The sequence below is a fragment of the Chryseobacterium sp. KMC2 genome, from assembly GCF_016756935.1.
Taxonomy (GTDB): Bacteria; Bacteroidota; Bacteroidia; order Flavobacteriales; family Weeksellaceae; genus Chryseobacterium; species Chryseobacterium rhizosphaerae.
The window spans coordinates 1-11,364 of the sequence record NZ_JAESIT010000010.1 but is presented as its reverse complement, the minus strand read 5'-3'; the positions used below and the strand labels follow the sequence as shown (position 1 = coordinate 11,364).

Below are 11,364 nucleotides of genomic sequence, written 5' to 3'. Positions count from 1 at the left end.
TTTCTCAATTTTTATTATTTTCTCCTATTTCTTTTTCGTCTTTATTCTTGTCGCCAGTTTCATCTTTTTCTTCGATTCTTTCATCATCAAAAAGGATTCTGACAGCCGGAGATTCATCATCTTCAAACTGTCCTTTCCGGGCATACACTATAAATACGACCAAGAAAATCGCAGCTAAGGAAACACTGCAAACGATCATTAAATATAGAATATCCATTGGACAACAAAATTAACCTATTTTCGGGGTTCAAATTTAGTGAAAAATAATGACATTCATCACGAAATGCCGATTTCAGCTAATTTAAAATCAGTCTAAATAAGGGCTTTTAAGCGCGTTTTTTAAAATATTTTCGACCTAAAATCCAGGTAGAAAGTGTAGTGAAGGTAACCACAGTTATAGAGCTCGCCGGCATAATGATAGCGGCGAAAAGAGGGTGCATATGTCCTGTAACTGCGTAACTTAAACCAACTATATTGTACAGAAAACTGATTATGAATGTCATTTTCACAATGGTGATCGATCCTTTACATACGTTCAGGTAATTGTCAAGACTGACTACTTTTTCACCATTCATAATGACATCAGAAGATGGGGTAAAGCTGTTGGTGTCATCTGCAATGGCAATACCTACATTGCTCTGTTTCAGCGCACCGGCATCATTTAATCCATCTCCCAGCATGGCTACTTTCATATGCTGATCCTGAAGGTTTTTAATATAATTCAGCTTATCCTCCGGGCTTTGATTAAAGGCCATTCCTTTGTAGTTGGGGATAAGTTCCTGAAGTTGAGTTTCTTCTGAGGAGTTGTCGCCACTAAGGATAAATATTTTGTAGTGGGTTAATTTATTGAATAAATCTTTAAGCCTAGGGCGGTATTCATTTTTGAAGATGAATTTTCCTAGAAACTGATCATTTTTACTAATGAAAACTGCGGTTTCAAGATTCTTTGGTTCCTGGTTATTATAACGTGCAGAACCTATTTTGTAAAGATTTCCTCTTATGCTTGCTTCATATCCTTTTCCTGAAATTTCTTTGAAGTTTTCTACAGGGAAATAATTATCATTGACTTCTATGAATTCATAGAGTGATTTTGAGAGAGGGTGATTGGAGTTCTTTAATAACGTCTTGATATTTAGTAAGTCAAATTCAGCAATCTCAGAACCGTCATATTTGATATTAGACTTTTTTCTATGGGTAATTGTTCCTGTTTTGTCAAAAACAATGGTATCCAGCTTAGCAATTTTTTCAATCGTTAACGTATCTTTTACATAGAATTTATTTCTACCTAAAATCCTCATAATGTGACCGAAAGTAAACGGTGCGGACAGCGCGAGCGCACAAGGGCAGGCGATAATCAGAATTGCTGAAATAACCTGAAACATTTTTGATAAATCAATAAATGACCAATAAATTCCGGAAATGACCGCGATGCCTAAAATAATGAATGTGAAGTATTTACTGATGTTGTTGGTCAGGGTGTCAAGCCCCGTTTCATGTTTCTTAAAGGCTTCTTTATTCCAAAGCTGTGTCAGATAACTTTGGTCTACATCTTTAATAACTTCCAGTTCCAGAGATGATCCTACCTGTTTTCCACCGGCAAAAATCTTATCTCCCGGCTGTTTGCTGATGCTTTCACTTTCTCCGGTAATAAAACTGTTGTCAATATTTCCTTCACCATTGATCAGAATGGCATCTACCGGAATGATTTCCTGGTTTCTAACCAATATTCTGTCTCCTACTTTGACTTCAGAAAGTAGAATGTTGTCCTGTTTTCCTTCAAAGTCAACCTTCGTTACGGCAATAGGATAAAAAGATTTGTAATCTCTGTCGTACGAAAGGGCACTGTATGTTCTTTTTTGGAAAAGCTTACCCATCAGCATAAAGAATAAAAGGCCGCACAGTGTATCGAAATATCCCGGACCGTAGTCGGTAGCCACCTCATAAATACTTCTTCCGAAAAGAACAAATATTCCCAATACAATAGGAACATCAATATTGACGATTTTATTTTTTAAACCGTACCATGCTGATTTATAGTAATCTGAAGCGGAATAAAATACAACGGGGCAGGCGAGTAAAAACATCAGTACTCTGAAAAGCCCTTTATAATGTTCCATCCAGTAATCTTCACCTCCTACATATTCAGGAAAGGCAAGGAACATTCCGTTCCCAAATGCGAAACCTGCGATAGCAAATTTTACAAGAAGAGATTTGTCGAGGTGATCAACATTTTTTTCGGCTGTTTCAAGACTGATGACCGGTTTGTATCCCAGATTAGTTAAAAAATTGGCAAGCTCGCTTAATGGTAAGTCTTTATGATTAAAAGAGATCTGTAGGGTTTTTCTTGTGAAATTAACCTGTGAATACTTAATGTACTTATTTAAGGTATGAAGGCTTTCCAGTAACCATATACATGAAGAACAGTGGATTACAGGGATTTTGAAAGTTACAAGACTGGTGTTTCCCTCAGAGAAGTCGGTGACCTTATCGAAAATTTCAGGGGTATCCAGGTAATCGAACTGTGTAGAGTTTTCATCACCGGGACGAATTCCGGCACCCTTATTAAGCTCGTAAAAGTTACTTAAATTGTTCGAATTCAGGATTTCGTAAACAGATTTACATCCGTTGCAACAGAAAGTCCTTTCATCAAACAAAATTCTCTCTTTTTCTATACCTTGACCACAATGAAAACAGTTCTCGCTCACCACCATAAAATATTGAACTACAAAATTATAACAATTTTTTTTGTTTATCGTGTTAAAAAGTTCTATTTTTGTGATAAATATCATATAAAATGCCGCAGGAACAACAGATAGCAATTGAAGAGAGGTTCGCCAGAGTTTTTAATGATAAATCATTTAAGGAAAGACTTTCTAGCGCAGATTTTGAAAAATATATTAATGGCAAAAAGAAATTAAGTTTTCAGAAACATGACACTATTTTTGAGGATGGAGAAACTCCAAAAGGAGTATTCGTCCTGGAAAAAGGTGCGGCCAAATTATCAAAATCAGGAGCATTCGGAAAAGATCAGATTTTAAGATTTATCAAAGAAGGGGATATCATCGGCTATCGTTCTTTGCTTTGTGGAGAAAACTTCCAAGCCAAAGCCGAAGCAATGACAGATATTGAATGTGTTTTTCTACCTGCAGATATCTTTATGTATCTCTTAGAGGTAGATCCACAGCTTTCTTTTGTCATGCTTCAAAAAATTTCATACGAATTAGGAGAATCTTCTAACACCATTACATTCCTTGCACAGAAAACCGTAAGAGAAAGGTTGGCTGAAATACTGCTGCTTCTGGAGCAGAAGCTGGGAGTAGATCCGGAAGGCTTTATTAAGATTTCCCTGACAAGAGAAGAAATTGCCAATATTATTGGTACCGCTACAGAAAGTGCCATCCGTCTGATCTCAGAATTCAAACAGGATAGCCTGATTGAAGTAGACGGAAGAAATATCAAGATTTTAAATCACGACAAACTCATGAAACTCGGTCACGTAGTTTTATAAAAATCATACAAAATTTAAGTCGGCTGAAGGCCGACTTTTTAACTTTTAAAAATAGATAAATTATGTCTGTTCACTCTGAAATTAAAAAAGTTACGACTGAAACCTTGCGTAAAATGAAATTCGACAAGGAAAAAATAACAATGCTTACAGCCTATGACTTTACCACGGCAAAGATGGTAGATGCTGGCGGTGTAGATGCTATTTTGATTGGAGATTCTGCAGCAAATGTGATGGCTGGTTTTGAAACCACATTACCTATTACCCTGGATCAGATGATTTATCACGCTCAAAGTGTGGTAAGAGGAACTGATAGAGCGTTGGTTATTGCGGATCTGCCTTTCGGAACTTATCAGAGTAACCCTGAAAAAGCATTGGAATCTGCAGTAAGAATGATGAAGGAAGGAGGAGCCCATGCCGTAAAAATTGAAGGGGGAAAAGAAATTTCTAAATCAATAAAGAAAATTGTGAACGCAGGAATTCCTGTAATGGGACATTTGGGATTAACTCCACAATCTATTTATAAATTCGGAACCTATAAAGTAAGAGCAAAAGATGAAGCAGAAGCAGAGAAACTGATTGCTGATGCACAGCTTTTGGAAGAACTGGGATGTTTTTCTGTAGTCTTAGAGAAAATTCCTGCTGATCTGGCTAAAAGAGTAACGGAAAGTATTTCTATCCCTACTATTGGAATTGGCGCCGGAGCAGACTGTGACGGACAGGTTTTGGTCTATCATGATATGGTGGGAATGAATAAAGGGTTCAGTCCGAAATTCTTAAGAAGATACCTTGATCTTTATACTGAAATAACAGGAGCTGTTGCTCAATACGTGAAAGATGTAAAGACTGTAGAATTTCCAAACGAAAACGAAAGTTATTAATCTATGCAAAATCAACAACAATCTATCCAGGGAATCTTATCTATCGCAGCACTTATTTGTCTTGCTATAGGCTGGTTTAATTTTTTTTCTCCGGAAATCAATCATCTGCTTTCCCGAAAAGTTTTTTATGTACTGATAGGGGCCAGTTTCTTTATCCAGGCCCCATTGCTTACCAATAAAAACTTTGTCTATGCCATGTATGCTGCGGCAGGAATTTGTGTTATCGGAGCCTTTCTACCTGAAGATTCAAAACTTTCAGCACTTAAAACCATTGGCCTTTTGGGGGGGATTATTCTTTCGCTGTCCAATAGAAGAAGATAGACTGAAGAATTATGAAGGAGCAGATTGTATATGAAGATAACCATCTTCTGGTGGTTAACAAAAAAGTCGGTCAACTTGTACAAGGAGATAAAACCGGCGATGAATCACTATTAGAATCTATAAAGAATTTTATAAAAATAAGAGATGCTAAGCCGGGGAATGTTTTTCTCGGCTTGGTTCATCGTATAGACCGTCCTACTTCAGGATTGGTAATCTATGCTAAAACTTCCAAAGCACTTTCCCGCCTGACTCAAATGGTCAAAAACCGTGAGGTTAAAAAGACGTATTGGGCTGTGGTAGGAAAAGAAATAATTCCACAAAGCCAGAGGCTGGTTCATTACTTAAAGAAAAATGAAAAAAACAATAAAGCTATTGTTTTTCCAAAAGTGACAGAAGGAGCTAAAGAAGCGATTTTAACCTATCATGTTATTAAAACACTTGATAATTATATACTTCTTGAAATTGATCTGGAAACAGGCAGACATCATCAGATCCGTGCCCAATTATCTAAAACAGGAATTCCCATCAAAGGAGATCTTAAATATGGGGCACCCCGTTCTAATCCTGACGGAGGAATTAATCTTCATGCAAGAAAATTGGAGTTCATTCATCCGGTAACCAAAGAAAAGATCGAAATTACAGCACCGGTTCCGCAAAATGATGCAATCTGGAGAGCTTGTGAGGAGTAAAAAAAACTAAAATACATGAAAATTCAATTATTGTGCTTTGCCATATTAATGGCTTTTGCATCTTGTTCTAGTAATAATGATGAAATATTGACAGAAAATCCACAGCAAAGAACTGTGGATCGTCCTAATAAAATATCCTGGAACTTTCCGGTTTTATCACCTAATGGGGTGGGAAATATGACAGACCCTAATATCTATTTTGAATATGATTCTCAGGGAAGGGTTGCTAAAAAAGTGGGAGGTTTTATATTTATTGATCCTAATACAGGATATAACTCTACACATTTTTCTAAAGACATTTATACCAGTGTTTCCTATAATGGGAATATAATTTCTATTTCTACATTCAGCAGTAGCCCTGACTATATTGTCCCAATCAATAAAAGAACATTTGAAGTTGACAATCAGGGAAGAATAATGAAATCTATTATTCCTTCAGTAGATAATCCGTATTTTGATAAACACCTGAATTATAGTTATGATTCATCTGGGAAACTCATTGAAATTTTAACAATGTTTCCAAACATGCCTTATGATCCGACTGACCCTGATGACTTTATTTGGACAATAGCTAAAAGATTTACTTATGATAATATAGGAAATCTGAAAAAATCTGTTGAAGTAGAAAGGCATAATAACGTTGATTTTTACATAGAAAATACAGTAGAGTTCAGTAATTTTGATACAGCCCCCAATCCTTTTAAAAAGTTGCAGATTTTTGAAGAATACTTTTATTTTTCACTATCAAAAAATAACTTTCAAAAAGAGGTAAAACTATATAACAGTGGAATTGGAGAATCAAAATGGGTGAATCAGTATGACTCTAATGGAAATGTAAAACTTTACTATTAAAAATAATTAGTACAGATAAATAGGCCATCTCAATTTTGAGGTGGTTTTTTGTTTAAGGAAAATTCAATTTTGCCCGTTCTGAAAAAATACCTACCTTCGTCCCAGACTTTAGGGGTGTCTGTTGACCAACAGACTGAGACTTTACCCTTTGAACCTGATCTGGATTATACCAGCGTAGGGAAAAGCAGATGACTTTTGCTGTGCATTCTATTGTACAATAATGGCCATTCCTAAAGTATATTTAAATTATTAGGAATGGAACTTATAATCAACCACACACGAAAAACATTTGATATACTTCCCGATAATCTGGAAGCATTACTGGCTATGGAACTCCCCGGAAAGAAAAAAGGGATTGCTGTAGCTGTAAACAACCGTATTATTCCACTGTCCGCCTGGGCAGAGACATTTCTCAAAGATCAAGATTCAGTTTTAATCATTACTGCCACTCAAGGCGGCTAATTTTCATATTTAATACCAATATTTATGGCTCATTCAATTACGTGTTCGCCATTTCCGAACTCAAAGAAAATCTATGTTGAAGGAACAATACATCCTATCAATGTAGCAATGCGTGAAATAGCACTTAGTCCCACCAAGCTTACGAAAGGAGGCTTTGAAGACAATGCTCCTGTAACGGTTTACGATACTTCAGGTCCTTATACGGATGTCAATGCAGAAATTGATATTCAAAAAGGCCTTCCGAGAATAAGAGAACAATGGATTTTAGACAGAAAAGATGTAAACATCCTGAGTGGAATATCATCTGAATACGGAAAAGCCCGTTTAGCAGATCCACGTCTTGATGAACTGCGTTTTTCTTATGATCACAGACCCAAAGTTGCCCAGGAAGGTAAGGAACTTACCCAGCTGTATTATGCAAAACAGGGAATCATCACCGCTGAAATGGAGTATGTGGCGATTAGAGAGAACCAACGTATTGAACAGCTTGGAACGGTTTCAAAAGAGATGGCTTTTCAGCATACGGGAAACAGCTTTGGCGCAAATACTCCGAAAGGTAAAATCACTCCGGAATTTGTAAGAGATGAAATTGCAGCAGGAAGAGCTATTATTCCCAATAACATCAATCACCCGGAAAGCGAACCCATGATCATTGGGAGGAACTTTTTGGTAAAGATTAATGCGAATATAGGAAACAGTGCTGTTTCTTCCAGCATCGATGAAGAGGTAGAGAAAGCAGTATGGGCCTGCCGATGGGGAGCTGATACCATCATGGACCTGTCCACAGGAAAGAATATCCATGAAACAAGAGAATGGATTATCAGAAACAGCCCGGTGCCTATCGGTACAGTTCCTATTTATCAGGCATTGGAAAAAGTAAAAGGAGTGCCTGAAGACCTTACATGGGAAGTTTTTAAAGATACTCTGATCGAGCAGGCAGAACAGGGAGTTTCTTATTTTACCATTCATGCCGGAGTTTTATTAAGGTATATTCATTTGACAGTCAATAGAGTAACAGGAATTGTGTCCAGGGGAGGTTCTATCATGGCTAAATGGTGCCTTTTCCATCATAAAGAAAACTTTTTATATACCCATTTTGAAGAGATTTGTGAGATCATGAAGAAGTATGATGTCGCTTTTTCTCTTGGGGACGGTCTTCGTCCCGGATCCATCGCGGATGCTAATGATGCCGCACAATTTGCTGAACTGGAAACTTTAGGAGAGCTGACAAAAATTGCATGGAAACATAATGTACAGGTAATGATTGAAGGTCCCGGCCACGTTCCAATGCATATGATTAAAGAAAATATGGATAAACAGCTGGAAGAATGCCACGAAGCTCCATTTTATACATTAGGCCCTTTGACAACGGATATCGCACCGGGTTATGATCATATTACTTCAGGAATTGGAGCAGCAATGATTGGATGGTTCGGATGTGCCATGCTTTGTTATGTAACTCCCAAAGAACACTTAGGTCTTCCGAATAAAAAAGACGTTAAAGATGGGGTAATCACTTATAAACTGGCTGCGCATGCTGCAGATCTGGCAAAAGGACATCCAGGATCACAATACAGGGATAATGCATTAAGTAAAGCCAGGTTTGAATTCAGATGGGAAGATCAGTTTAATCTTTCGCTGGATCCGGATACGGCAAGAGCTTATCATGATGAGACTCTTCCTGCAGAAGGAGCAAAAATTGCCCACTTCTGTTCTATGTGCGGACCAAAATTCTGCTCTATGAAAATCACTCAGGAAATCAGGGAATCCGCAGAACAAGGAATGCTGGACAAGTCTCAGGAATTTATCGAAAAAGGGAAGGAAATTTATATATGATCCTTGTGATTACTCCCGAACAGAAATTTCCCAATGAAGCTGAGATTATTAATCAGATGTTTCAGGAAGGTCTGGATTTACTTCATATCAGAAAACCCGGGATCAGCAAAAGTGAATTGACTGCTTTTATCAGCAATATTGATCAGTCTTTTTATCCTCAATTGGTTTTGCATACGCATTATGAGCTTGGAAAAGAACATAATATATCACGGTTTCATTATAGGGAAGCTGATCGGGAAGAAAAGAAATATAAACCTGTGGTGGAAGAGCATACAATATCAACCTCAGTACATGATATCAGAGTATATAACAGGTTAGAAAAAGAATGGGAATATGCTTTCATAAGCCCATTCTTTCCAAGTATTTCTAAAAAAGGATATGGTGAAAATACAACTGTTATGGAGGATATAAACTCCCGGAATAATGAGCATGTAAAACTGATTGCTTTAGGAGGCATTGATGCGGAGAATATTCAGAAAGTTTTTGATGCCGGTGCAGATGGAGCTGCTTTGCTTGGCGGTATCTGGGAACGTGAAGAACCATTAGAAGCTTTTATGAAATGCAGAAAAAAAGTCTTTTTATAATTAAAAAACGGATCCCTCTTTAGCGGGATACTTACTACCTATGGAAAAATTACAATACATATCACAGGGAAATACAAAAGAAGAGCAGGAGCTAAATATCAGGAAAGCTTTAGACCATGGAGTAAAATGGGTACAGGTGCGATGGAAAAATGCTCCAGAAAGAGAATTGACCGGTCTTTGTGAAATTGCAAAACAGCTATGTTCAGAATATGAGGCGGTCTCTATTATTAATGATAATGTGCAGCTAGCAAAGGAGATTGATGCAGATGGTGTTCATTTGGGATTGAATGACGGATCTGTTAAAGAAACAAGACTGTTTTTGGGAGAGCATAAAATAATCGGGGGGACGGCAAATACGATAGCTGATGTTCTTCAAAGGATGCATGAGCCGTGTAACTATATTGGTTTAGGACCATTAAGGTTTACAGCCACCAAAGAAAAACTGAGCCCCGTTCTGGGCTTTGAAGGATATCAGAAGATCATTGATCACCTGAAAGAAAGATCCTTAGAGATTCCTAAAATATTTGCCATTGGAAGTGTTACCCTTGAAGATATTGTGCCATTACAGCAAATCGGGATTTATGGGATTTCCGTTTCAGGAGAGATCACAAAACAACCATCTATTATTAACACATTAAAAAAGGCAATGATATACAATTGCCAGTAACGAAACTTTTAGACAAGTAAAGAAAAGTCTAAAATAAAGACTGTACTTCTTGGGAAAAATAAATAGAGAATATGAATAATCAAAAATTGATAATAGCAGACAGGGCCTTTGAATCAAGATTGTTTTTAGGAACAGGAAAATTTGGAAGTCTTAGAGATATGACATCATCTGTTGTCGCTTCAGGAACAGATATGGTGACCATGGCATTGAAAAGAATTGACGCGCAGTCGGCAGAAGACGATTTGCTTGAGTCATTAAGAGAAACCCATGTTCATCTCCTTCCTAATACTTCAGGGGCCAGAACGGCAAAAGAGGCCGTATTAGCAGCCCAATTAGCCAGAGAAGCACTGGAGACCAATTGGGTGAAACTGGAAATTCATCCTGATCCCAAATATTTGCTGCCTGATCCTATTGAAACCTTGTACGCTACGGAAGAGCTTGCAAAACTGGGATTTATAGTGATGCCTTATATCCATGCAGATCCCGTTTTATGTAAACGTCTTGAAGATGCCGGAACAGCTGTGGTTATGCCCTTAGGAGCACCTATCGGAACCAATAAAGGGTTAAGAACATTAGATTTTTTAGAAATTATCATCAGCCAAAGTAATGTACCCGTTGTTGTAGATGCAGGAATAGGAGCACCTTCTGATGCTGCAAAAGCAATGGAAATGGGGGCAGATGCCGTTCTTGTGAACACGGCTATTGCTGTAGCAAGAAATCCGGTTAATATGGCAGTTGCATTTAAAGAAGGGGTTATTGCCGGAAGAAGAGCCTTTGAATCCGGGTTGGGAGCAATTGCAGATCATGCAGAAGCATCAAGTCCTCTTACTTCCTTTTTATTTGAATAAAATCATGATATGAAAAGCTTTAAAGATGTTTTTGAACAATTTCAATGGGATGAGGTAAAGAATAAGCTTGAAAAAGTAAGTCTGTCTGATGTTCAAATCAGCCTTCAGAAAAAAAATAAAACCCTTGAAGACTTTCTGAACCTGCTTTCTCCGGCTGCCGCTTCAGAATTGGAACAGATGGCTAGAATGACACAGGCGCTAACCCAAAAACGTTTTGGGAAAACCATTCAGTTATATGCACCCCTGTATCTCAGCAATGAATGTCAGAATATCTGTACCTATTGCGGCTTCAGCCTGGATAATAACTTAAAGAGGAAAACACTATCCGATACAGAACTCATGGTAGAGGCTTCGGTACTGAAGTCTATGGAAGTGAATCATATATTGCTGGTAAGTGGGGAAGCTAACAAAATAGTGGGGGTTCCTTATTTTCAGAATGCGGTCCGTTTATTAAGACCACATTTTTCCAATATTTCCATCGAAGTACAGCCTTTAGCAGAAGAGGAATATAAACTTTTGCATGAAGAGGGAGTCCATTCGGTATTGGTATATCAGGAAACTTATCATCAGGAAGTATACAAAGAATACCATCCGAAAGGAAAGAAATCCAATTTTGATTTTCGCCTGGATACCCCGGATAGAATAGGGAGGTCAGGTATTCATAAAATAGGACTGGGAGTTCTGCTAGGGCTGGAAGATTGGCGGGTAGACAGTTTTTT

13 protein-coding genes and 1 riboswitch are annotated in these 11,364 nt (G+C 37.7%); of the genes, 11 read left to right on the top strand and 2 right to left on the bottom strand.

Features of this window, described 5'->3' with window-relative positions; all coding sequences use genetic code 11:
* Positions 1 to 4: 4 nt before the first annotated feature.
* The gene (gene ccoS / locus JML65_RS13080) at positions 5 to 217 is read right to left on the bottom strand and encodes a cbb3-type cytochrome oxidase assembly protein CcoS (protein ID WP_047491719.1); all 213 of its coding nucleotides are present in this window, start codon (positions 215 to 217) and stop codon (positions 5 to 7) included.
* Positions 218 to 326: 109 nt separating this feature from the next.
* Positions 327 to 2,705, bottom strand: coding sequence for a heavy metal translocating P-type ATPase (locus tag JML65_RS13075; RefSeq protein WP_047491972.1), 2,379 nt, complete (start codon positions 2,703 to 2,705; stop codon positions 327 to 329).
* An 89-nt stretch (positions 2,706 to 2,794) separates the two neighbouring features.
* Here JML65_RS13075 and JML65_RS13070 point away from each other — a divergent pair, with 89 nt between their 5' ends.
* From JML65_RS13070 to JML65_RS13020, 11 genes are all read left to right on the top strand, one after another.
* Positions 2,795 to 3,508 carry a Crp/Fnr family transcriptional regulator gene (locus JML65_RS13070; protein ID WP_034692595.1) on the top strand — a complete coding sequence of 238 codons (714 nt, stop codon included), beginning with the start codon at positions 2,795 to 2,797 and terminating at the stop codon, positions 3,506 to 3,508.
* Positions 3,509 to 3,570: 62 nt separating this feature from the next.
* Complete coding sequence (gene panB, locus JML65_RS13065) at positions 3,571 to 4,386, top strand: 3-methyl-2-oxobutanoate hydroxymethyltransferase (RefSeq protein ID WP_047491717.1); 816 nt, start codon at positions 3,571 to 3,573, stop codon at positions 4,384 to 4,386.
* A 3-nt stretch (positions 4,387 to 4,389) separates the two neighbouring features.
* Positions 4,390 to 4,707, top strand: a complete 318-nt coding sequence (locus JML65_RS13060) for a hypothetical protein (RefSeq protein WP_202271110.1) — start codon at positions 4,390 to 4,392, stop codon at positions 4,705 to 4,707.
* Positions 4,708 to 4,715: 8 nt separating this feature from the next.
* A complete protein-coding gene (locus JML65_RS13055) occupies positions 4,716 to 5,396 on the top strand; it encodes an RluA family pseudouridine synthase (protein WP_202271188.1) in 681 nt (226 codons plus the stop codon).
* Between the two features lie 15 nt (positions 5,397 to 5,411).
* Complete coding sequence (locus tag JML65_RS13050; protein ID WP_202271109.1) at positions 5,412 to 6,248, top strand: hypothetical protein; 837 nt, start codon at positions 5,412 to 5,414, stop codon at positions 6,246 to 6,248.
* Positions 6,249 to 6,348: 100 nt separating this feature from the next.
* Positions 6,349 to 6,446, top strand: a riboswitch (TPP riboswitch).
* A gap of 57 nt (positions 6,447 to 6,503) precedes the next feature.
* A complete protein-coding gene (gene thiS / locus JML65_RS13045) occupies positions 6,504 to 6,710 on the top strand; it encodes a sulfur carrier protein ThiS (RefSeq protein WP_047491705.1) in 207 nt (68 codons plus the stop codon).
* 24 nt (positions 6,711 to 6,734) lie between these two features.
* Entirely contained in the window at positions 6,735 to 8,546 is a 1,812-nt protein-coding gene (gene thiC, locus JML65_RS13040; protein ID WP_084087042.1) for a phosphomethylpyrimidine synthase ThiC, read from the top strand.
* A complete protein-coding gene (locus tag JML65_RS13035; RefSeq protein ID WP_202271108.1) occupies positions 8,543 to 9,130 on the top strand; it encodes a thiamine phosphate synthase in 588 nt (195 codons plus the stop codon). Before thiC ends, JML65_RS13035 begins: the two co-directional genes overlap by 4 nt.
* Positions 9,131 to 9,170: 40 nt before the next feature.
* Positions 9,171 to 9,797, top strand: coding sequence for a thiamine phosphate synthase (locus JML65_RS13030; RefSeq protein WP_202271107.1), 627 nt, complete (start codon positions 9,171 to 9,173; stop codon positions 9,795 to 9,797).
* 71 nt (positions 9,798 to 9,868) lie between these two features.
* Entirely contained in the window at positions 9,869 to 10,645 is a 777-nt protein-coding gene (locus JML65_RS13025; RefSeq protein ID WP_202271106.1) for a thiazole synthase, read from the top strand.
* A 9-nt stretch (positions 10,646 to 10,654) separates the two neighbouring features.
* On the top strand, positions 10,655 to 11,364 hold a 710-nt coding region (locus JML65_RS13020), incomplete at its 3' end, for a radical SAM protein (protein ID WP_410669414.1).

Coding starts and splice junctions, on each gene's coding strand:
- JML65_RS13070 (WP_034692595.1), top strand. CDS start 2,795: ATGCCGCAGGAACAACAGATAGCAATTGAAGAGAGGTTCGCCAGAGTT.
- JML65_RS13050 (WP_202271109.1), top strand. CDS start 5,412: ATGAAAATTCAATTATTGTGCTTTGCCATATTAATGGCTTTTGCATCT.
- JML65_RS13060 (WP_202271110.1), top strand. CDS start 4,390: ATGCAAAATCAACAACAATCTATCCAGGGAATCTTATCTATCGCAGCA.
- JML65_RS13030 (WP_202271107.1), top strand. CDS start 9,171: ATGGAAAAATTACAATACATATCACAGGGAAATACAAAAGAAGAGCAG.
- JML65_RS13035 (WP_202271108.1), top strand. CDS start 8,543: ATGATCCTTGTGATTACTCCCGAACAGAAATTTCCCAATGAAGCTGAG.
- JML65_RS13025 (WP_202271106.1), top strand. CDS start 9,869: ATGAATAATCAAAAATTGATAATAGCAGACAGGGCCTTTGAATCAAGA.
- panB (WP_047491717.1), top strand. CDS start 3,571: ATGTCTGTTCACTCTGAAATTAAAAAAGTTACGACTGAAACCTTGCGT.
- thiS (WP_047491705.1), top strand. CDS start 6,504: ATGGAACTTATAATCAACCACACACGAAAAACATTTGATATACTTCCC.
- thiC (WP_084087042.1), top strand. CDS start 6,735: ATGGCTCATTCAATTACGTGTTCGCCATTTCCGAACTCAAAGAAAATC.
- ccoS (WP_047491719.1), bottom strand. CDS start 217: ATGGATATTCTATATTTAATGATCGTTTGCAGTGTTTCCTTAGCTGCG.